General features: G+C 69.3%; 17 protein-coding genes and 1 pseudogene. 7 read left to right on the forward strand and 11 right to left on the reverse strand.

What is annotated here, in order from left to right; genetic code table 11:
- Positions 1-58: 58 nt before the first annotated feature.
- From ACQ86G_RS03660 to ACQ86G_RS03670, 3 genes are all read right to left on the reverse strand, one after another.
- Entirely contained in the window at positions 59-1,288 is a 1,230-nt protein-coding gene (locus ACQ86G_RS03660) for an MFS transporter (protein ID WP_431259370.1), read from the reverse strand.
- A 9-nt stretch (positions 1,289-1,297) separates the two neighbouring features.
- Positions 1,298-2,251 (reverse strand): carbohydrate kinase family protein, encoded by a 954-nt coding sequence (locus tag ACQ86G_RS03665; RefSeq protein ID WP_431259371.1) that lies wholly within the window; start codon positions 2,249-2,251, stop codon positions 1,298-1,300.
- A 128-nt stretch (positions 2,252-2,379) separates the two neighbouring features.
- Positions 2,380-3,630, reverse strand: coding sequence for an ROK family protein (locus tag ACQ86G_RS03670; protein ID WP_431259372.1), 1,251 nt, complete (start codon positions 3,628-3,630; stop codon positions 2,380-2,382).
- Positions 3,631-3,900: 270 nt separating this feature from the next.
- On the opposite strand from ACQ86G_RS03670, the gene ACQ86G_RS03675 reads away from it, so the two are divergent.
- From ACQ86G_RS03675 to ACQ86G_RS03685, 3 genes are all read left to right on the forward strand, one after another.
- A complete protein-coding gene (locus ACQ86G_RS03675; protein ID WP_431259373.1) occupies positions 3,901-5,061 on the forward strand; it encodes a hypothetical protein in 1,161 nt (386 codons plus the stop codon).
- A 105-nt stretch (positions 5,062-5,166) separates the two neighbouring features.
- Positions 5,167-6,933 carry a glycoside hydrolase family 9 protein gene (locus ACQ86G_RS03680; protein WP_431259374.1) on the forward strand — a complete coding sequence of 589 codons (1,767 nt, stop codon included), beginning with the start codon at positions 5,167-5,169 and terminating at the stop codon, positions 6,931-6,933.
- 139 nt (positions 6,934-7,072) lie between these two features.
- Complete coding sequence (locus tag ACQ86G_RS03685; RefSeq protein ID WP_431259375.1) at positions 7,073-7,954, forward strand: LysR family transcriptional regulator; 882 nt, start codon at positions 7,073-7,075, stop codon at positions 7,952-7,954.
- 25 nt (positions 7,955-7,979) lie between these two features.
- Here ACQ86G_RS03685 and ACQ86G_RS03690 read toward each other — a convergent pair whose 3' ends face one another.
- Together ACQ86G_RS03690 and ACQ86G_RS03695 are read right to left on the reverse strand one after the other, a co-directional pair.
- The gene (locus ACQ86G_RS03690; RefSeq protein WP_431259376.1) at positions 7,980-8,294 is read right to left on the reverse strand and encodes a DUF1330 domain-containing protein; all 315 of its coding nucleotides are present in this window, start codon (positions 8,292-8,294) and stop codon (positions 7,980-7,982) included.
- A complete protein-coding gene (locus ACQ86G_RS03695) occupies positions 8,291-8,731 on the reverse strand; it encodes a GlcG/HbpS family heme-binding protein (RefSeq protein ID WP_431259377.1) in 441 nt (146 codons plus the stop codon). Before ACQ86G_RS03695 ends, ACQ86G_RS03690 begins: the two co-directional genes overlap by 4 nt.
- A gap of 218 nt (positions 8,732-8,949) precedes the next feature.
- Between ACQ86G_RS03695 and ACQ86G_RS03700 the strand changes: the two genes are divergently transcribed.
- Positions 8,950-11,223 carry a GAF domain-containing protein gene (locus ACQ86G_RS03700; RefSeq protein WP_431259378.1) on the forward strand — a complete coding sequence of 758 codons (2,274 nt, stop codon included), beginning with the start codon at positions 8,950-8,952 and terminating at the stop codon, positions 11,221-11,223.
- 4 nt (positions 11,224-11,227) lie between these two features.
- Here the strand turns inward: ACQ86G_RS03700 and ACQ86G_RS03705 are convergent, their stop codons facing one another.
- Complete coding sequence (locus tag ACQ86G_RS03705) at positions 11,228-12,355, reverse strand: FAD-dependent monooxygenase (RefSeq protein WP_431259379.1); 1,128 nt, start codon at positions 12,353-12,355, stop codon at positions 11,228-11,230.
- Between the two features lie 200 nt (positions 12,356-12,555).
- On the opposite strand from ACQ86G_RS03705, the gene ACQ86G_RS03710 reads away from it, so the two are divergent.
- Positions 12,556-13,125, forward strand: a complete 570-nt coding sequence (locus ACQ86G_RS03710) for a TetR/AcrR family transcriptional regulator (RefSeq protein WP_431259380.1) — start codon at positions 12,556-12,558, stop codon at positions 13,123-13,125.
- On the opposite strand, the gene mmsB is transcribed toward ACQ86G_RS03710, so the two are convergent.
- The 5 genes and pseudogenes from mmsB to ACQ86G_RS03735 form a co-directional block, all read right to left on the reverse strand.
- Positions 13,112-14,047 (reverse strand): 3-hydroxyisobutyrate dehydrogenase, encoded by a 936-nt coding sequence (gene mmsB, locus ACQ86G_RS03715; RefSeq protein WP_431259381.1) that lies wholly within the window; start codon positions 14,045-14,047, stop codon positions 13,112-13,114. The two genes, ACQ86G_RS03710 and mmsB, sit on opposite strands and share 14 nt — an antisense overlap.
- 63 nt (positions 14,048-14,110) lie before the next feature.
- Complete coding sequence (locus ACQ86G_RS03720; protein WP_431259382.1) at positions 14,111-15,265, reverse strand: enoyl-CoA hydratase/isomerase family protein; 1,155 nt, start codon at positions 15,263-15,265, stop codon at positions 14,111-14,113.
- Positions 15,266-15,274: 9 nt separating this feature from the next.
- Positions 15,275-16,078 (reverse strand): enoyl-CoA hydratase, encoded by an 804-nt coding sequence (locus tag ACQ86G_RS03725; protein WP_431259383.1) that lies wholly within the window; start codon positions 16,076-16,078, stop codon positions 15,275-15,277.
- Between the two features lie 46 nt (positions 16,079-16,124).
- Positions 16,125-17,284, reverse strand: a pseudogene (locus ACQ86G_RS03730) (acyl-CoA dehydrogenase family protein).
- A gap of 29 nt (positions 17,285-17,313) precedes the next feature.
- Complete coding sequence (locus ACQ86G_RS03735) at positions 17,314-18,822, reverse strand: CoA-acylating methylmalonate-semialdehyde dehydrogenase (RefSeq protein WP_431259384.1); 1,509 nt, start codon at positions 18,820-18,822, stop codon at positions 17,314-17,316.
- A 198-nt stretch (positions 18,823-19,020) separates the two neighbouring features.
- Between ACQ86G_RS03735 and ACQ86G_RS03740 the strand changes: the two genes are divergently transcribed.
- A complete protein-coding gene (locus ACQ86G_RS03740) occupies positions 19,021-20,535 on the forward strand; it encodes a helix-turn-helix domain-containing protein (protein ID WP_431259385.1) in 1,515 nt (504 codons plus the stop codon).
- A 10-nt stretch (positions 20,536-20,545) separates the two neighbouring features.
- Positions 20,546-21,115 carry a hypothetical protein gene (locus ACQ86G_RS03745; RefSeq protein WP_431259386.1) on the forward strand — a complete coding sequence of 190 codons (570 nt, stop codon included), beginning with the start codon at positions 20,546-20,548 and terminating at the stop codon, positions 21,113-21,115.
- Positions 21,116-21,182: the final 67 nt, after the last annotated feature.

The following is a 21,182-nucleotide window of genomic DNA, read 5'->3' on the forward strand; positions in this document are numbered from 1 at the left end:
GACGGGGCCGTGGCACGGGACAAAGGGGCTGGAAGGGGGAGGCGGAACGGAGAGCGGGTCAGGCCTCGGGGCTGGGCTTGAACCGGGACAGCAGGCGGGACAGCGGAACGGTGTCGTTGGTCACGAGCGGCCGCGCCCAGGCACTCACGCTCAGGATGTAGAGGAGCGTGAGGAAGACGGTGGACATGGCCGCGCGCAGGCCGATGGCGTCGCCCAGCAGGCCGACCAGCAGCGGCACGACCGCGCCGCCGAGGATGCCGGTGCAGAGCACGCCGGAAAACGCGCCGTGGTGGTGGGGCACCGAGTTCAACCCGAGCGAGAACACCACCGAGAACATCACGGACAGGAAGAAGCCCGAGGCCGGGAAGGCAATCTGCGCGACGTGCGCGGCGCCGAACAGCGCGAGCGCCACGCTGCCGATCGCCAGCACGGTGAAGCCGGCCAGCACGACGCGCGAGTCGAGCAGCTTCAGCAGGCCGAGGCCGAGCAGGCAACCCAGCGACATCAGTCCCCAGAAGCCCGCGACCGCGTCGGCGCCGTCCCCGGTGGCGGAGATGCCGTGGTAGGTCGCGAGGAACTGCGACATCCAGTTGGCTAGCGTCTGCTCGGTGCCGACGTAGGCCATGATGCCGAGGAAGAACAGGCGGACGTCGCGGCGCGCGAGCAGCTCGCGATAGGCGGCCCAGCCGCCGGCGCGCTCGTCGTCCTTGAGCTGGACCTCGGGCAGCGGCAGCGTCTGGTTGGCGACGATCAGCGCGACGAAGCCGACGACGAAGATCCAGTAGAACGGCACCCACGCGAGGCCCTTGGCCGCCTCCGGGCGCTCCATCAGCAGCTGGAAGGCCATCGGGCTGAGGAAGGACGCCAGGCCGAAGACGAGCTGGCCCATCACCGAGAAGAACGCGAAGTGCGGTTCGCCGCCGGCGGTGCGCATCAGCGGATTGATCACGACCTGCAGCAGCGCCATGCCCAGGCCGATCACGAACAGGCCACCGACCGCGGTGGCGTAGCTCGGCCACAGCGCGATCGCCAGCGAGCCGACACCGTTCAGCAGGAAGGCCGTCAGGATCGTGAAGCGCGAGCCCTTGCGTTCCACCAGCAGGCCGCCGGGGATGGACACCAGGCCGTACGCCAGGAAGAACGAGAACGGCAGGAAGCCCGCCAGACCCAGGCTCAGGTGGAAGTCCTGGATGATGATCGGCATCAGCGGCCCGATCAGGTTGGTGACGAAGGAGATCACGAACCAGATGACCAGGATGTAGCCGACGATCAGTGCGCGGTGCTTCATGGCGGGTCCTCAGGCAGGAACTGGGGAGAGAAGGCAACCGGCGAACTCGCCGGCGCGGATGGTCTTGCGCGGGAAGCGCGACAGGATGGCGCCGGCCGTGCGGCAACCCGCGGCCAGGCCTTCGGCGAGATCGCCGCCGCGGATGCGCGCGGCGAGGTAGCCGGCGTTGAACGCGTCGCCGGCGCCGATGGTGTCGAAGATGTCGGCCGGCTCGGTGATGCGCTCGACGCGCCGGCCGCCTTCGATGCCCAGCGCGCCACGCGCGCCGACCTTCACGATCAGGCTCGCGTCCGGCTTCATCGCAGCGCCGATCAGCGTCAGCGCGTTGTCGAGGTCGTCGGTACCGGCGATGCTCTGCGCCTCGAGCTCATTGATCAGCAGATGGTCGCAATGCGGCAGCCAGCTCATCACCTCGCCCTGGTCCCAGCCTTCCGGCGGCCAGCCGGTGTCCAGCGCGACGCGGTAGCCGCGGCGCCCGGCCTCGGCCATCAGCGCCGCGTAGCGGGGACGCAGATCGGTGAGCAGGAAGGGGGCGGTGAAGAGCGCGATGGACGGCGCGTCGGTCGGCTGCAGATGCGCGAGCACATGCTCGGCCGACAGCCGCTGCAGGTGTCCGTGCGTGGTGAAGAAATTGCGCTCGCCGCAGGTGTGCATCAGGCCGACGGAGACGGTGGTCTCGATGTCGCAGATCTCCAGGGTCGTGTCGATGCCGGCGAGCTGCTCGGCCAGCCACTGGCCGAAGTGGTCGTTGCCGACGGCGGAGATCAGGTGCGCGCGCTGTCCGATGTGGCGCGCGGCCAGCGCCGCGTTGGCGCCGGAACCGCCCGGACGCAGCTCGCTGCGGGGCATCAGGAGTTCGGTGCCGATCTGCGGCCACTCGGTCAGGCTGCCCAGCACGAGGTCGACGCCGACGTCGCCGACGATGCTGAGCGGGGGATGGGAAAGATGTCGTGCCGTGTCCATGGGCGCCGACTGTAGGAGCACTCAGAACGCAGCGTCAATAATTAAATCCATTGGATTTAAGTAATCAAGGGATTCCCCCAGGCGGCTTTACCCTCACCCCGTCTTGCCCGCCCCACGGTCCGATCGGCCTACCCCCGTTTAGGTATGGACGTGCGATGGCCCAGCAGCTCGGCCACGTCGGCCTCGCCGCGGCGGTCCTGCTGCAGCGTCTCCAGCCGCGGCGACAGCATCTCGTAGATCGGCAGCACGGCGGCGCCCAGGATGGAGCTGTCGTCCTGGCGGTCTGACAGCAGCAGCCGCGTCTGCGGCGTCGCGACGCCGCCGCGCACCGAGCGGTGCCAGGGCTGCGCGAGGGCCACGAGGTGCTCCACCAGCACCTTGGGCGCCGAACCGCCGATGACGATCGAATGCGGATCCAGCATGTTCTCGATCATGCAGACCGCATCGCGCAGCCGGTCGGCGGCCTGGCGGCACCACTGGTGCAGCGCCTTGTCCTTCGTGTCCTGGAGGCGCTGGGCCAGGTCCAGTGTCCAGACGTCGTGGTCGGACACGCCCAGCGCCTCGGCCAGCGAGTGCATCGAGACGTAGCGCTCCAGGCAGCCGCGGTTGCCGCAATAGCACGGCGTGCCGCCGGGCACGATGGGCACGTGGCCGATCTCGGTGGCGTTGCCGTTCGAGCCGGGATAGGCGGCGCGGCCGATGACCAGCGCGCCGCCCAGGCCCAGCCCGAGGTGCAGATAGAAGAAGTTGTCCAGGTTGCGCGCGACGCCGAAGAGCGTCTCGCCCAGCGCGCCGGCCACGCTGTCGATGCGGTAGAACACGGAGAGCCCCGTGACCTCGCCGAGCTCGTCCAGCACGGACAGGTCGTTCCATCCCTCGAGCGCGGTCGGGCCGACGAAGCTGATGTCCGTGTGCCCCAGCGGCCCCGGCAGCGCGACGCCGATGCCCCACAGCGGCTCGGTCGATTCGCGGCGCAGCTGCGCGACCAGCTGCAGCATCGCGGCCAGCATCTGGCGGCGGTCGCTGGTGTCCATGTCGACCTCGCAGCGGCTGCGGATCTCGCCGACCAGGTTCACCAGCGCGGCCGAGGCGCGGCCCGGCTCCAGGCTGATCCCGATCGCGTTGCCCGCCTGCGGATTGAGCTCGAACGCGATCGGCGGCTGGCCCCGCGACTTGTCGACCTTCTGCCGCCTCGACACGATCAGGCCGATCGCCTCCAGGTCATTGGTGATGTTGGCCACCGTCTGGGGACTCAGCGACACCATGTCGGCAATGTCCTTGCGCGAGGCCGCGCCGTGCTGCCGGATGAAGTCCAGCACCACGCGGCGGTTGTACGGTGCGCTCGACTGCTGGGTGGCCCCTCGACTGGTGGTTCTCATGCTGGCGGGTGGTCCTTCGGGTATCCCCCATTCTGACGCAGCTTCACGACGGCATCACGGGTCCGGCTGACAAATCAATTTACACATCCAGTGGTTTTATTTATTGCGTCGACGAAATGTTCCGCCTACATTCGCCGCCCATGGGCTGCAACGACCCACGCCCCCGAGCGCAGGACCGGCTTGGCGAGAGTGGTGGGCAGCGGCTCTCGGGAACCCCGTCCCGTGGCGCAGGCCACACCCCCTACCCCCGTGTCTTCGGAGGCAACCACCATGCAATCTCGTTCCCCCAGCGTCCGCCGCATCGGCGTGCAAGCGGCGCTCACCGTCCTGGCTCTTGTCTGCGGCTCATCCCTGACCGGCGCCGCCGTCGCGGCCGGCAAGGCCAAGGCAGCCGGCCCGGCGAACGGCCAACCCGGCGTCTACGTGCAGGACGGCTGGGTCTACACCAACACGTTCACGGCCACCGGCCAGCCGCTGGTCACCGCCACCAAGGCGGCGGCGGCGGCCGGCGTCATCCCGGTCGGCGACTCGCGCGTCTACGGCAACGTCTTCGACAAGGGCCGCAAGCTGACGGTCAACCAGTGGCAGGCCGTGCTCAGCATGGACGCCTATCCGGAGAACGGCACCACCAACTATCAAGACCCGGAACCCTGGCGTTACTGCGAGGTCGACTACGAGCACAACGAAGGCATCTCCGACTACCGCGGCAACACCTTCGGCCCGGTCGGCGTGACGACGGTGGGCGACTTCCCGGATTACTTCAAGAACGCCTACGCGCCCTACGTGCTGGGCAAGACCGGTGCGACCAACACCGACATGAAGAACTGGGGCGTCCAGGTCACCGGCATCGCGGCGGCGGACATGAAGGCGGACGACTCGCGCCTGGACCCGTATCCGAACCTGTCCCGGACCAACTCGAAGAAGAAGGCGGCGCTGACCAAGATCTGCCAGGCACTGCAGTCGGACTTCGACAACCGCCAGGCGCAGTACGTGATGAGCCATTACTCGCACATCGACAGCGACAAGCTGCTGCCGGTGCTGGACGCGCTGAAGAAGATCGGCTTCACCAGCTTCAGCCAGTACAACCTGGTCGGCCTGGCCTTCCAGGTGCAGGTGAACACGGGCTCCATCGGCAGCATCTCGGCGTTCTCCTCGGTGAAGTCGGCGGGCAACTGCGGCAGCATGTCCAACGAGACCTGCTTCGCCACCTACCTGACGGACCAGTACATCCGCTGGCTGAAGTCCTCCAGCCTGGGCGACGATGCGGGCAACTGCTGGCGCGCGAGCATGGCGCTGGACATCTACAAGCAGGACCCGACGATGGGCAACGTCGGCACGGTGACCAGCATCATCAACAGCAAGTACCCGAACAACTCGGGCAAGTGCCCGACCTCGGGCGTGAAGTGGTCCAAGAACATGGCCTGGAACTGATCGCATGAAGACCAACGTCACCGCCCGCGCGGCGCTTTCCCCCGACGCTCCGCGCTCGCGGTGGCCGCGGTCTTCGCGATCGCGGCGGTCCTCGGGACCGCATCGATGGCTTCGCACGCGGCAACGGATGAACGCAAGACGACGGTCTCCGTCACCTTGCCGACAGATCCGTTGCTGGTGCAACTGAATCAGGTCGCGCTGGAGCGCTCCGGCCCCAAGCGCGCGGTCGTTGAATCGACCAGCGTGGCGCAGTCGGGGCGCTACCGCGTGCTCTCGGGCGGCAAGACGATCGCCGAGGGCGAGCTCAAGCCGCTGCCGGACTTCTCCGCCTGGGGAACGGGCAAGCGCTACTTCGAGGCGGACTTCTCCTCGGTGCAGACGCCCGGTGTCTACCGCGTCGAGGCGACGCTGGACGGCAGGCGCGTGAAATCCGCGCCGGTGCGGGTGCGTGACCAGGCGCTGTTCGCGACGACCGCGGACAAGCTGCTCGACTACTTCCACCGCAGCCGCCACACCGGCAAGGGCGACCGCCGCATCCGCATCTTCGAGACCGAGCGTGTCGTCGACGTGCACGGCGGCTGGAAGGACGCTGGCGGCGACACGGGCAAGTACCTGTCGCACCTGGGTTACGCGAACTTCTTCAACCCGCAGCAGACGTCGATGGCGGCCTGGGCGCTGGCCTACACGGCGGACGCATCGGCGGACCTGTACCGCCGCGCGGGGCTGCTCAAGCGCGCGCAGGACGAAGCGTTCTGGGGCGCGGACTACCTGCATCGCATCCTCGATGCCGAGGGCTATTTCTACACGACCGTCTTCGACAAGTGGGGCGCGGAAGGCGCCGAGCGCATGGTCGTCGGCTACGAGGGCGACGACGGGCGCTACACGACACTCTACCGCTCGGCCTACCGCGCCGGCGGCGGCATGGCGATCGCCGCGCTGGCACGGGCGTCGATGCTGGCGAGGCAGTCGGGGCGGCATGGCAGCTTCGACGGGAAGACCTACCTCGCCGATGCGATCAAGGGTTTCGACCATCTGCAGCAGTTCAACGCGCAGTACACCGCCAACGGCGTCGAGAACATCATCGACGACTACACCGCGCTGATGGCCGCGGTGGAGCTGTTCAACGCGACGAAGGAAGCGCGCTTCCTCGATACGGCCCGGACGCGCGCCGACAGCTTGATGCGGCGCCAGGCGGCGGATGGCGGCTTCATCAGCGACGGCGGCTCGCGTCCCTACTATCACGCGGTCGAGGCCGGCCTGCCGGCGCTGAGCCTCGGCCACTACCTCGACATCGAGACCGACGACACGCGACGCGCCCACGCCACCACCGTGATCAAGGCGGCGCTGCAGCACGAGGTCGACATCACGCGGCGTGTGTCCAATCCGTTCGGCTACGCGCGGCAGTCGTTCCAGCTGGCGAAGGACGGCAAGGCCGAGGGCCCGGTGATGGAGGGCTTCTTCATTCCCCACAGGAACGAGACCGGCTACTGGTGGCAGGGCGAGAGCGCGAGGCTGCTGTCGCTGAGCACCGCTGTGGCGGTGGCGGGCCGCAAGGTCTCCCCGACCCTGCCGGCGGACTGGGCCGCATTCGCGCAGGACCAGGTCGACTGGACGCTGGGCAGGAACCCCTACGGCATCTCGATGCTCTACGGCTTCGGCCAGCGCAACCCGCCGACGGTGGCCTCGAGCGCCGGAGACATGTTCGCCGGCGGCATCTCCAACGGCATCACCGGCGCGGTCGGCAGCGACACCGGCGAAGGCATCGCCTTCGGACCGGGTCCGGACGACGAGCAATGGCGTTGGGTGGAGCAGTGGATCCCGCACTCGACGTGGATGCTGCTGGCGGCGACGGCGATGGCCCAGTCCCGGTAGCCCCTCCTGACCATCGGCACGGCGCGGCACCGGGTCCTATCATGGGCTCCCCTTGCCCACGAGCGCCGCGCGAGTGAACACGCCCCTCATTGCGAAAGACAGCCAAGCCGGAGGCGATCGTCCCGATCGCCGCGAGTTGATGCTCGACGAGATGGTCGCCTTCTGGCACGTCGTCGAGCACGGCGGCTTTTCGCAGGCCGCGCGGGCGCTCGGCGTGGAGCCGTCGTCGATGAGCCGCAGCGTGGCTCGCCTGGAGCGCGCGCTGCAGGCCAAGCTGCTGATCCGCGGACCGCGCTCGATGGCGCTCACCGAGCTCGGCGAGCAGGTGCTACGCGAATGCGCGCTGATCCGCGACGCCGCCGGCAACGTGCATGCGCTCGCCGCGCGTTACGGCGCCCGTCCCTCGGGCGTGCTGCGCGTCTCGGCGCCGGTGGTGCTGGGCCAGTTGTGGCTCGCGCCGCGGCTGGCCTCGTTCGCGGCGGCGTATCCCGACGTCGATCTCCAGCTCTCGCTGAACGACCGCCCCATCGACATCGTCACCGAGCGGGTCGACGTCGCGCTGCGCATCACGACGCAACCGCCGCAGGACCTCGTCGCGCGTAAGCTGTTCGACACGCCCTACGTGCTGGTGGCCTCGCCCGCGTATGTCGCGGCGCACGGCGCGCCGGAGCGGCCGGAGATGCTGACCCGGCATCGCTGCATCCACCTGGGCTTCGGCGCGTTCGACGCCAACTGGCCGCTGCGGCGCGGTGAAGAGCAGATGACCGTCGCCATCGCGCCGCGACAGGCGATCGGCAACAGCCTCGCGCTCGCCTCCGCAGCCGAACAGGGCGCGGGCATCGCGCTGCTGCCGCTGTTCTCCGCACAGGCCGGCCTGGACGCCGGGCGGTTGGTGCGCGTGCTCGACGCGTGGACACCCGCCGGCACCTACGAGCGCGCCGCCTATCTGCTCTACGCCGCCGGCGCGCGCGTGCCGCCGAAGGTCAAGGCCTTCGTCGAGCACATGAGCAAGGCGCCCTGACCCTGCCCTGACCCGCCTCGACGGATCAGCCGATCACCCGCCCTTCGGTGATGACGGCACGGTATGTGGCGCCGCGGAAGCGATGCAGCGCGGCGGCCTGATACGCCGGGCTGAAGTACCAGGCCCGCGCCGCCTCCATCGACGGGAAGCGGAGCAGGACCACGCCTTCCATCGGCGCGCCCTCCACCACTTCGTGCGCGTCATAGGCCGCCAGCACCTGGGCATCGTGACCTTCGAAGGTTGCCCCGACGGCGGCGCCGTACTGCGACATCTCGCCGGCATCGAGCGTCGCTTCCTTGATGAAGACGATGTAGGCGGGCTTCGTGCCGGCGGCGCTCATGGGGCCACCTCGAAACCGAGTCCGCGCAGCGCGACGACGGCCGCGTCATGGTCCTGCTGGGCCGTTCCGCCCGAGATGCCGATGCCGCCGACGACCCGGCCGCCCGCGACGATGGGCACGCCGCCGCCCACGGCCATCACGCGCGGATGGTTCGCCAGGGGTGCGGTGGCCGGCTGCGCGACCACGTGATTCCAGACGTCGGTGCTGAGACCGAATGAGGTCGCCGTGTAGGCCTTGTCGATGGCCACGCCGACGGTGAGGAAAGGCGCCGCGTCGGCGCGCTCGAACGCGCTCAGGTGACCGCCGCCGTCGGTGATGGCGATGGCGGCCTGGAAGCCGATGTCATCGGCGGCCTGGCGCGCGGCCAGCAGCAGCTGCTGCGCCTTGTCGCGGGAGATGGAGGCCGTGGCGTGTGTGAGGGAAGCGTGAGGAGACATGGACCTGCCCGTAAAAAGAGGGGAACGAAGGACAAAGAGGAGGAAATGCCCGGGGAGCACGGCATCGCGGGGGGCGCCGCCGTGGGGTCGCCGGGGTGACCGTCCAGCCAATGTAGGGAGGCAGACCCGCCTTGATAAGGCGTCCGACGGCAGGTTCTATTTCAAACGGGAATTGAAGATGGACGGAGCAATCAGGGCGACAGCGCTAACATCCGCCGATGGGCACGGAACAGCAGTACATCGACGCGATCGGCCGCATGGCCGTGGTGCCGACCATCCTGGACGCCACCGCGCGTCTGACCGGGATGCGTTTCACCGCCGTCGCCCGCGTGACCGACACCTCGTGGACCGCCTGCGCGGTCCGCGACGAGATCGCCTTCGGGCTCAAGCCGGGCGACGAACTCGAGCTGGTCTCGACGATCTGCAACGAGATCCGCCAGCACGGCCGCCCGGTCATCTTCGGCAGCGCCAGCGCCCACGAACATTTCCGCCACCACCACACGCCCCGGCAGTACGGCTTCGAGAGCTACGTCTCGATCCCGATCTTCCGCGCGGACGGGTCGTTCTTCGGCACGCTGTGCGCCATCGATCCGGAGGTCGCCAAGCTCGACGACCCCGTGCTGCTGCAGACGCTGGAGCTGTTCGCCAAGCTCGTCGGCACCCAGCTGGATGCACAGGATCTGGATGCCCAGCGCCTGGCCGCGCTGGCCGCGGCGGCAGATGCCCGGGAGTTGCTGGAGTGGGAGAACCAGCGCATCACCGCGCTGCTCAACGAGCGTGAGCAGGTGGAGCGGGTCATCACCCGCGAGCTCAACGACACGCGGCGCCTCCGGGACGTGGCGGCCCGACTCGTCGGCGCCGACGGCGGCTCGATGCTGTTCGGCGAGATCCTCGAGGCGGCGATCGAGATCCTGGGCGGCAACGCCGGCACGATCCAGTTGCTCGACGAGCAGACCGGCACCTTGACCTTCCTCGCCTCGCGCGGTTTCAGCCCCGAGGTCACGGCGCACTTCGCGGTGGTCGACGCCTCGTCCGGCTCCCCGTGCGGCCGGGCACTGGCCGCGGGGCAACGGACCTTCGTGCGTTTCGACGACCCCGACGATCCGGACCTGGACGGCTCCAACCGCCTGCACCTGGACGACGGCGTGCGCCGCGCCCAGTCCACGCCGCTGCTCAGCCGCTCGGGCCGTCCGATCGGGATGTTCTCCACGCACTGGGCCGAGCCGCGCGAGCTCAGCGAGCACGAGCTCCGCTTCCTCGACCTGCTGGGCCGCCAGGCCGCCGACCTGATCGAGCGCAACCAGGTGCACGACGCCCTGCTGGCCCGCGAACGCGAGCTGCAGGAGGAAGCCCGGCGCAAGGACGAGTTCATCGCCGTGCTGGCCCATGAACTGCGCAACCCGCTGGCGCCGATCCGCAGCGGCATCGAGGTGCTCAAGCGCGCCAACGGCGACGTCAAGCTGATCGAGCGCGTCCGGCCGATGATGGAACGGCAGATCGCCCAGGTCGTCCACCTGATCGACGACCTGCTGGACGTCTCCCGGATCCGCTCCGGCAAGGTGCAGCTGAAGCGCGAATGGGTCAGCCTGCGGTCGCTCGTGGAAAGCGCGCTGGAGGCGCACCGCCACCAGATCGTGGCCGGCGGCATCGACCTCGTCGTCGATCTCGACGACCCGGAGCGGCAGCTCGACGTCGATCCGACACGGCTGTCGCAGGTGATCTCGAACGTGCTGCACAACGCGGTGAAGTTCACCGCCACGGATGGGCGCATCACGATCCGCGCCGCGGTCGAGCCCGCGGCCACCGGCGCGGGCTGGGAGCAGGTGCTGCGCATCACCGACTCCGGCGTCGGCATTGCCGCGGAGATGCTGCCCCACATCTTCGACCTGTTCACGCAGGCGCGGTCCGACAGTTCGCGCCATGGCGGGATGGGGATCGGCCTGGCGCTGTCGCGCAGCCTGATGGCCTTGCACGACGGCTCGATCGAGGCCAGCAGCCGGGGCGCCGGCCACGGCAGCGAATTCGTCATCCGGCTGCCGGTGGGGACGCCGGCGTCGGTGGCTCCGGCACCGGCCCGCGACGACGACGACGCGGACCTGGCCGGCCTGCGGGTGCTGGTGGTCGACGACAACCAGGACGCCGCCGACGGCGTGGCCATGCTGCTGACGATGTGTGGCGGCGAGGTCCGCGTGGCCTACGACGCCACGCGCATCGTGGACGACGTGCGCGCCTTCGCGCCAGGCCTGGTGCTGCTGGACATCGGCCTGCCGGGCATCGACGGCTACCAGGCCTGCCGCCACGTGCGCGAGGAGATCGGCCACGGTGTGCACATCGTGGCGCTGACCGGATGGGGCCAGGAGGAAGACCAGCGCCGCGCGACGGCTGCCGGCTTCGACGCGCACCTGACGAAGCCGGTCGACCTCACGAGCCTGGCGCGGGTCGCGTCGACAGCGGCGCTCAAGTCGGAGCGACCGGTGGGAAGCTCCGCCTGAAATTCTAGAAGTCGGCGCCCGTCTTCGCGTTCCGGGCGCGGATCGCCTCCTCCGTCCGCGGCACCAGGCTTTCGAGCCCCGTCTTCACCGCCTGCGCCTGCACCTCGTCGACGAACGGGCGGAACCGCTCGTCGTAGAGGCGGAGCGCCAGCACATGCTCGCCATCGGCCGCGCGCATCGCGTCGGCCAGCGCCGCCGCGCCGTGGACAGCCAACGACCCGCCCATGCCGGCCGCCGGCGATGCGCAGTAAGCCGCATCTCCCACCAGCACGACCCGGCCCCGCGACCACGCCGGCATCCGGATCTGGCACAGCTTGTCGAAATAGAAGCTCGCCGAAGCCGAGATCTCCTCGAGCATCTCCGGGGTCCGCCAGCCCAGGCCAGCGAACTGCTCCGCGATGATCCGGCGCTGCCGCGCCTCGTCGCGATGGTCGACGGCGATCTCGGTCTCGCTGACGAAACCGAGGATGACGTCGGTCTTGTCCTTGTAGGCGTTCAGCATCACGGCCTTGCCGGGCACGTTGAACAGCTGCGCGGTGTCGCGCTCGATGAGCAGCTTGTCCAGGATCGTGATCGAGAAATACTGTTCGAGGAAGTGCGCGTACTGCGATTCCTCGCCGAACCAGAGCCGGCGCACCCCCGAGTGCATGCCGTCGCAGCCGAGCACCAGGTCGAACACGCCTGGCACGCCCCTGCTGAACGTGACCTCGATGCCATCGGCGGTCTCGGCCAGGCCCGCCACGCTGTCCCCGAACACGAAGCGGGCACGTCCCTGGACGGCATTGAACAGGATGTCGAGCAGCACGTTGCGCTCGATCTCGAATTCGTCCTCCGGCGGCGGCTCGCCTTCCTCCCGGACCACGATCGCGCGTTCGGTGCTGCCATCGGCGTTCTTGAATTCCCATCGCCGCAGATGCAGGCGGTTCGCGCGGATCGCGTCCAGCACGCCCATCCGCCGGACGATGTCGACGGTGCCGCCGCGGAGGTCGACGGCGGTTCCGCCGGTGCGCAGGCCCGGGCCGACCTCGACGACCGTCACGTCGTAGCCCAGTTCGCTCATCCAGTACGCGGACGACAGCCCCGCGAAGCTCGCGCCCGAGATGAGCACCTTCTTTCCGTTCTCCGACGTCATCCGCTTGTCCTCTCGCGCGGCAACACGGCGCGATACGGATTAATTTTGTACTCGGTAAATATTTTTCGCAATGATTTTTATACCCGGTCTAATTTTCTCGGACACTGCGTTCGCGCGAGCGCCGGCTTCGGCTAAGCTGCGCGCCCATGGGCGAGTTACGCGATAGCAAGAAACGCGAGACCCGGCAGCGGATCTCCGACGTGGCGACTGAATTGTTCTTCGAACGCGGCTTCGACGCGGTGACGATCGACGAGATCGCGCTGGCGGCGAGCGTGTCGAAGATGACCGTCTTCAACTACTTCCCACGCAAGGAAGACCTGCTGCTCGACCGCCAGGACGACCTCAGGCTGCTGCCCTTCCGGGAGGCGGTGCGCGCGCGAGCGGAGGGTCAATCGCCGGTCGACGCGATCCGGACGCTTCTGCGCACGATGGTCAGCGAGAAGCACCCGCTCTGCTACATCGCCCCGCCGGCGCTGGACTGGTGGCGCGTGCTGGCGTCCAGCGCTTCGCTGCAGGCGCGGCTGCGCGAGCTGTCGGACGAAGGCGCCGAGCTGCTCGCGATGGCGCTGGGCGGCGACAAGCCGGACGGGCCGTCGCGATTGATGGCCGGGATGATCGCGCTCACGCTGCGCACCGCCCGCGAGGAGGCGGTGCGGCTGCTGGAACGCGGCAGTTCGGCGAAGAAGGCGAATGCCGCCCTGCTCGCCTTGATGGAACAGGGGCTCGTGGCCGTCGAGGCCCTCGAGGCCCTCGCGCTCAGGGCTGACTGACCGCCGGCTTCGTCAGCAGCTGCTGCACGCTGGAGAAGTCCAGGCCTCCCCGCCCCGCCCGGCTGTTGAGCGCATAGAGGTTGCGGGCGAGCTCGCCGAGCGGCACGGCGGCGCCGACCTGCAGCGCGGCCTCGACCGCCAGGCCGAGGTCCTTGAGCATCAGGTCGCTGCCGAAGCCGCCGGTGTAGCCGCGCGACGCGGGCGCTTCCGGCTTCACGCCGGGCCAGGGGTTGCAGACCTCGGTGGCCCAGCTGCGGCCGGTGCTCACGGCCATCATCGCGGACAGCGCCTGCGGATCCAGGCCGTGCGACACGCCGAGCGCCAGCGCCTCACCGGTCACGACCATGATCACGCCGAGCGCCATGTTGTTGCACAGCTTGGCGACCTGGCCGGCGCCGGACGCACCCATGTGGAAGATGTTCTTCCCCATCGCCGAGAGCACCGGGCGGGCGCGTTCGAGCGCCGCCGCCTCGCCGCCGACGATGAAGGTCAGCGTGCCGGCCGCGGCGCCCGCCGTGCCGCCGGAGACCGGCGCGTCGATCATCGCCAGGCCACGTGCCTGCGCGGCTTCGGCGACGCGCTGCGCGCTCGCCGGGGCGATGGTGCTGCAGTCGATCACCAGCGCGCCCGCGGCGATGCGGGCCAGCAGCCCGTCGTCGCCGAGGAACAGCGACTCGACGTGCCTGCTGGCGGGCAGCATCGAGAGGATCACCGAAGCGCCCTCCACGGCCGCTGCGGCCGACGGTGCCACGGTGACGCCCGCCGCGCGCGCGGCGGTGAGGGCGGCTTCGCTCAGGTCGAACGCGGCCACGGCGTAGCCGTTCTTCACGAGGTTCGCCGCCATCGGCCCGCCCATGTGGCCGAGGCCGATGAAGGCGATGCGTTCAGCGGCCGACGCGTGTCCGTTCGTCGCATGGCTCATGGTCTTGTCTCCTTGTCTTGATCGATGGCGTGAGAGGCGTGGCGATGGAATCGATGCGCGGACTCAGCGCAGATCGGCGAGCGGATGGTCGCCGGAGAAGCGCGGCGCGAGCAGCGCGTCCAGATGCGCGTCGCCGCCTTCGTCCTGCGCGGCGCCTTGCCAGCGCGGCGTCTTGTCCTTGTCGATCAGCAGCGCGCGCACGCCCTCGGCGAAGTCGGGGAACACGCAGCAGCCGACCGAGGCCTGGTACTCCAGGCGGAACACCTCGGCGAGCGAGGCGTGCCGCAGACGACGCTGCAAGGCGATGGCCAGCGCTGCCGATGTCGGCGATCCCTTCTGGAAGGTCGATCCCGCGGCGGCCAGCCAGGCGTCGGCCTCGCAGGCCAGCGAGCGCAGACGCGGCGCGATCGTCGCCAGCGTGTCGTGCGGACCGATCAACGCGTCGATGCGATCGCGATGCGGCGCCAACTGGCCGGCCGCCAGTTCCGCGGACGGCAACGCGCGCAGCAGGTCGTCGAGCCGCTCCGCATCCGCCGTGCGTTCGCCGTCCCAGCGCGCATGGGCGATCGCTTCGAGCAAGGCGCCGTGATCCTCGACGCGTGCGGCGCGATCGGCCAGTCCCGCCCACAGCGCGTCCGCGGCGTTCAACGGCGCGCCGGTGAGCGCGAGGAACAGCCCCGTGCGTCCCGGCAGCCGCGAGAGGAACCAGCTTCCGCCCACGTCCGGATAGAGGCCCAGCGTGATCTCCGGCATCGCGAGCTTGCTGCGCGGCGTCACGACGCGGTGCGACGCGCCCGCCATCAGGCCGATGCCGCCGCCCATGACGATGCCGTGGCCCCAGACGAGCAGCGGTTTCGGATAGCGGTGGATGGTGTGGTCGAGGCGGTACTCGCGCTCGAAGAAATCGGCGGCGTCGCGCGGCACCTTGCCGGCGCCGGCCGCGCGCATCGCGCGGTAGAGGCCGACCACGTCGCCGCCGGCGCAGAAGGCCTTCTCGCTGTTGCCGTCGAGGATCACGCCCGCGACCTGCGGATCGTCGGCCCACGCGCTCAATTGCGCCTGGAGCAGATCGACCATCGGCAAGGTCAGCGCGTTGAGGCTGGCCGGGGTGTTCAGCGTGGCGTGGCCGAAGCGGTGGCCCGACGCGGTCACCACGGTGCGGAAGAGCACCGGCGCCTCGGCCTCGCCGCCTTGACTCATGTTCCTGGAATCGCTCATCGCGCCTCCTCAGGCGTTGCGCCACTGCGGGCTGCGCTTGCCCAGGAAGGCCTGAACGCCTTCGCGCTGGTCCTCGGTCTCGAAGAGGCCGATGAAGGCCTCGCGCTCGGCCGCCAGTTGCGATTGCGGCGGTGCGGTGCGCGCGCCCTGGATCAGCCGCTTGCAGGCAGTCACGCTGGTGGGGCTCTGCGCCTGAACGCGCTCGGCCCACTGCAGCGCCTTCGCCAGCGCACCGCCCTTGGGCACCAGCTCGTCAGCGAGTCCGATGCGCAGGGCGGTTTCGGCGTCGACGCGCTCGCCGAGCAGCACCATTCGCTTGGCCCAGCTTTCGCCGACGGTCCAGCTCAGCCATTGAGTCCCACCCGCGCAGGGCAGCAGGCCGACGGTCGCTTCGGGCAGCGCCATCACCGCATGCGACTCCGCGATGCGCAGGTCGCAGGCCAGCGCGCACTCCAGACCGCCGCCCATCGCGTAGCCGTTGATCGCCGCGATGCTGACGCCGCGGAAACCCGCGAGCGCTTCGAAGGCGTCGCCGAAGCGGCGCGCCATCGTCGCGGCGACGCCCTTGTCGCCGTCCGCGAAGAGCTTCAGGTCGGCGCCGGCGCTGAAGAACTTCTCGCCGTCGCCGGTGATCACCAGCGCGTAGATCTCGCGGTCTCGGTTGAGATCGTCGACCAGCCGCGTCAGCGCGGAGAGGCTGTCGGCGGTCCACGTGTGGGCGGGCGGATTCGTCAGCGTGACGATCGCGGTGTGGCCGCGGCGTTCGAGGCGCAGGCCGGCGTAGGTCGCCGTCGTGTCGTGGGTGTCGGTCATGGGTGTTGGCATGTGAGAGATGAATGGAAGACGCCGGAGGACGACGTCAACGAATGGTTTCGGGCGCCTGGTCCTGCAACATCCGCCGCGCGACGATGACGCGCATGATTTCGTTGGTGCCTTCGAGGATCTGATGCACGCGCGCATCCCGCAGGTAGCGCTCCAGCGGGTACTCGCGGATGTAGCCGTAGCCGCCGTGGATCTGCAGCGCCTCGTTGCAGACGCTGAAGCCGATGTCGGTCGCCAACCGCTTGGCCATCGCGCAGTACACCTGCGCGTCCGGCGACTTCGCATCGAGCTTGGCCGCCGCCAGCCGCACCATCTGCCGCGCCGACACCAGTTCCGTCGCCATGTCGGCGAGCTTGAACTGCAGCACCTGCATGTCCGCGAGCGCGCGGCCGAACTGGTGGCGTTCGTGCATGTAGCGCTGCGCCGCGGCCAGCGCGCCCTGCGCCGCGCCGACCGAGCAGGTCGCGATGTTGATGCGCCCGCCGTCCAGCCCCTGCATCGCGATGCGGAAGCCCTGCCCTTCCTCGCCCAGCAGATGCGCCGCCGGCACGCGCACGCCGTCGAAGGCGATCGCGCGGGTGGGCTGGCTGTTCCAGCCCATCTTCTCTTCCTTGCGGCCGTACTCGACCCCGGGCGAGTCCCCTCGACCAGGAACGCCGAGATGCCGTCAGCGCCCGCCCCGCCGGTGCGCGCCATCACGACCAGCACGTCGGTCGCCCCCGCGCCGGAGATGAAGGCCTTGTTGCCGTCGATCACGTAGTCATCGCCATCACGGCGCGCCGTCGTGCGCAGCGAGGCGGCGTCGGACCCCGATCCCGGTTCGGTGAGGCAGTACGACGCGAGCTTCGCGCCGCTGCACAGCGCCGGACCGAAGCGACGGGCGATCGCCTCCACCGCATACGTGCTCACCATCCACGCCGCCATGTTGTGGATGCTGAGGAAGGCCGTCGTCGACGGGCAGGCCGCCGCCAGCTCCTCCAGCACGATGGTCGCATCCAGCCGCGGCAGGCCGAGCCCGCCGCGCTCCGCCGGCGCATACAGCCCGCAGAAGCCGAGCTCGCCCGCATGGCGCAGCGTGTCGCGCGGGAAGAACGACTGCGCGTCCCACTCCGCCGCATGCGGCGCCATCTCGTCGCGGGCGAAGTCGCGCGCCGCCTGCTGGAAGGCGCGTTGCTGCTCGTCGAGCTCGAAGTCCATCAGGTCCTCACCGGTTCAGGGTTCGCGGCTCACTTGAGGCTGATGGTCGTGTTGACGCCGCCGGTGGAGGCGTCGTCGAACCAGCGCGCGGTGACAGTCTTGGTCTGCGTGTAGAAGAGGACGACCTGCTTGCCGTACGGCCCCAGGTCGCCGAGCTTGGACGCGCGCGACCCGGTGAACGAAAACAGCGGCACCGGCACCGGGATGGGCACGTTGATGCCGACCTGGCCGATGTCGATCTCGTCCTCGAAGCGGCGCGCGGCGGCGCCCGACTGCGTGAACAGCGCGGTGCCGTTGCCGTTCGGGTTGGCATTGATCATCGCGATCGCGTCGTCCAGCGTCGCGGCCTCCGCAACGCACAGCACCGGGCCGAAGACTTCCTGGTCGTAGATCGTCATGCCGGGCTTCACGCCGCTGAAGACCGTCGGGCCGACGAAGTTGCCTTCCTTCAACTGGCCGCTGAGCGGCGGCAGGCGGCCGTCGAGCGCCAGCGTCGCGCCGTCCTCGATGCCACGGGCAATGAGGTTCTCGACCCGATCGCGCGCCGCGCAGGAGATCAGCGGACCGACGTCGGTCGTCGCCGAATCACCGGCGCCGACGCTCAATCCCTTGGCCTTGGCGATCAGGTCCGGCAGCCACTCGCGCGCGGCGCCGACCAGCACCGCGACCGACACCGCCATGCAGCGCTGCCCCGCCGCGCCGAACGCCGCACCGGCCAGCGCATTGAGCGTCTGCTCCTTGTGCGCGTCGGGCAGCACGACGGCGTGGTTCTTCGCGCCCATCATGCATTGCACGCGCTTGCCGGCCTTGGTGGCGCGGTCGTGGACCAGCGTGCCCACGCGCGTCGAGCCGACGAAGGAGATGGCGCGGATGTCGGCGTGATCGCACAGCGCGTTGACGACGTCCTCGCCGCCGTGCACGACGTTGAGCACGCCCTTCGGAATCCCGGCTTCGAGCGCCAGCTCGACGAGCCGCATCGTCACCATCGGGTCCTGCTCGGACGGCTTCAGCACGAAGGTGTTGCCGCAGGCGATGGCCATCGGGAACATCCACAGCGGGATCATCGCGGGGAAGTTGAACGGCGTGATGCCGGCGCACACGCCCAGCGGCTGCAGCAGGGTGTAGGTGTCGACGCCGCCGGCGACGTTGTGGGCGCGCTCGCCCATCTGCAGCGAGCCGATGTTGGCCGCGTGCTCGACGACCTCCAGGCCGCGGAAGACGTCGCCCTCGGCATCGGCGAGGGTCTTGCCCTGCTCGGCGGTCAGCGTCGCGGCCAGCGACTTGATGTTGTCGCGGATCAGCTGCTGGTACTTCAGGAAGATGCGCGCACGCTGCCCGATCGGCACCTTGCGCCAGGTCTTGAACGCGTCCTGCGCGGCGGCGATGGCGGCCTCGACTTCATCGGGCCTGGCCATGGGCACGCGGGCCAGGCGTTGCTGCGTGGCGGGGTTGATCACGTCGCGCCACTCGGTGCTGCGCGACTGGACGAATTCGCCGTTGATCAACAACGGAATGCGGGGCAGGTCTTCGCGGCTCATGCGCTGTCTCCAGGAGTTCGGTGCCATCGTTGCGAGCCGTTCGCGAAGTCTTCGCGACCCGTTTTACAGCGCACTCGACGGTGGGTTGAATTTCACAGAGAATCTATCCACACACTTTGCAAGACGCCAGTTCTTCCTCTTGTGAAGCGGTGCGGCGGCAAAACACTCCACACCCATTCTGTGAAATCAGCGAATCCTGTGAAACGCACCGACAGCCCTCACGGCAGCGCGACCAGCTCGTCGCGCAAGCTGTTCATCGGTCCGCGGATCCGACGCCTGCGCGAACAGCTGCAGTGGAACCAGGCCGAGCTGGCGAGCCGGCTGGCGCTGTCGCTCAGCTACGTGTCGCAGATCGAGACCAACCAGCGGCCGGTCACGGCGAGCGTGCTGATCAAGCTGGCGGAGGTGTTCGGCGGCGGCATCGGGCAGTTCTCGGAGGAGCAGGACCAGCAGCTGCTGGCGGACCTGGACGCAGCGCTGCGCGACCGCTCGCTGACGACGACGGTGATGGCGCCGGCGCAGGTGGCGCGGCTGGTGGAGCAGGCGCCGGAGCTGGCGGAGTCCTACGTCGCGCTGCACCAGCGCTACCTGCGGCTGCAGGACGAGCACTCGCAGATGATCGACCGCTTCTACGGCGAGCAGGGCCGCGAGGCGGCGGGCGCGCCGCCCTCGTTCCGCGGCGAGCCGCTGCCGCACGAGGCGGTGCGCGATCACCTGAACCGGCGCAACAACCATCTCGACGAGCTGGACCTGCGCGGCGAGCAGCTGGCGGAATCGCTCGGCCTGGTGCCCGGCCGTCGCGCGCAGCCGCTGCGGGATCTGCTGTCGCAACGCTACGGGATCAGGACCGAGGTGGGCGGCGAGGCCGAGACGCGGGAGGAGTCGTCAGACGCGTTCCTGCGCCATTACGACGCACGACGGAAGCTGCTGCGCATGCCGCGTTTCCTGAGCGATGCGCAGCAGGCGTTCCAGCTCGCCACGCAGTACGCGCTGATCGCCGAGTCCGAGGCCATCGAGGCGGAACTCGGCGCCGGCGCCTTCGTCGATGAAGCGACGCGCGCGCTCGCGCGGCAGGGCTTCGCGCACTACTTCGCCGGCGCGGCGCTGCTGCCTTACGGCGAGTTCCTCACCGCGGCGCGCAACGCGCGCTACGACATCGAGCTGTTGCAGCAGCGCTTCCAGGTGAGCGTGGAGACGGTCTGCCATCGGCTGTCCACGCTGCAGCGCAACGGCAACCGCGGCGTGCCGTTCTACTTCGTGCGCGTGGACCAGGCGGGCAACATCTCAAAGCGGCAGAGCGCGACGAGTTTCCACTTCGCGCGGCACGGCGGCGCGTGCCCGCTGTGGCATGTGCACGAGGCCTTCGCGCAGCCGGGACGCTTCCTCACGCAGATCGCGGAGATGCCCGACGGCAGCCGCTTCTTCGGCATCGCGCGGACGATCGAGCGGCACGGCGGCGGCGGCTACCTGGCGCGGCGCAAGCTCTTCGCGATCGGCCTGGGCTGCGACATCTCGCATGCGCGGGAGCTGGTCTACGCCGAAGGCCTGGCCTTCGACGAGAGCACGGTCTCCAAGCAGGCGATCCCCATCGGCCCCGGCTGTCGCGTGTGCCCGCGCGAGCACTGCGTCCAGCGCGCGTTCCCGCCCGCGGGCAAGGCGCTGGTGGCGGACAGCGACAGCGAGTCGCTGGTGTCGTACCGGTTCACGGGTTGAGATCGACCCCATGAAGTTCGCATGCTCCTGCGGCCACGTCATCGTCGACCAGACCGACTTCCTGCCCTACAAGGCCTACCTGATTGCCGACCAGGATTGGGAGGACCATTGCGAGGCCTTCGAGGCGGCGTGGGAGTCCCGCCGAATGCTGGACCGCACCTGCTATCAATGCGGGCAGTGCGGCCGGCTGTGGATCGACGACGTGGACGGTCAACTGCAGAGCTTCATGCCGGAGAGTCCGGCGGGCCATCGCATCCTGGGATCGTCGCTCGGCAAGGCCTGGCGCTCGCCGATGGTGGGCCGTTGGACAGACAACCCTTATGGTGGCGGTCCCCGAGGCACGCTGTGGTGCCATGGCGCGCCTGGATTCGAGCGGGACTTCGACGACTGGAGAGAACTCGAACGGGCGTACCACGCGCTACTGTCCCAGCTGATTCATCAGGGTCTGGTGAGATCCGCATTCCTGTCGAAGAACGGGGAGACGCTCCACCAGTGGTCGTTCGAGAAGACACCGAACCCGGCAGAGGGTTCGACTTCCGGGAGCTGGTGGCGACGTTGGTGGAAGTCCCGGCAGCGCTGATACTCCGCGCATGCCTTCCTACGCTTGGTCCTGCCTGTCCTGCGGCCGCTCGAACGCGCCCGAGAGC

Source organism: Roseateles chitinivorans, from assembly GCF_050632145.1.
In the GTDB taxonomy this organism is placed as follows: domain Bacteria; phylum Pseudomonadota; class Gammaproteobacteria; order Burkholderiales; family Burkholderiaceae_C; genus Roseateles; species Roseateles chitinivorans_B.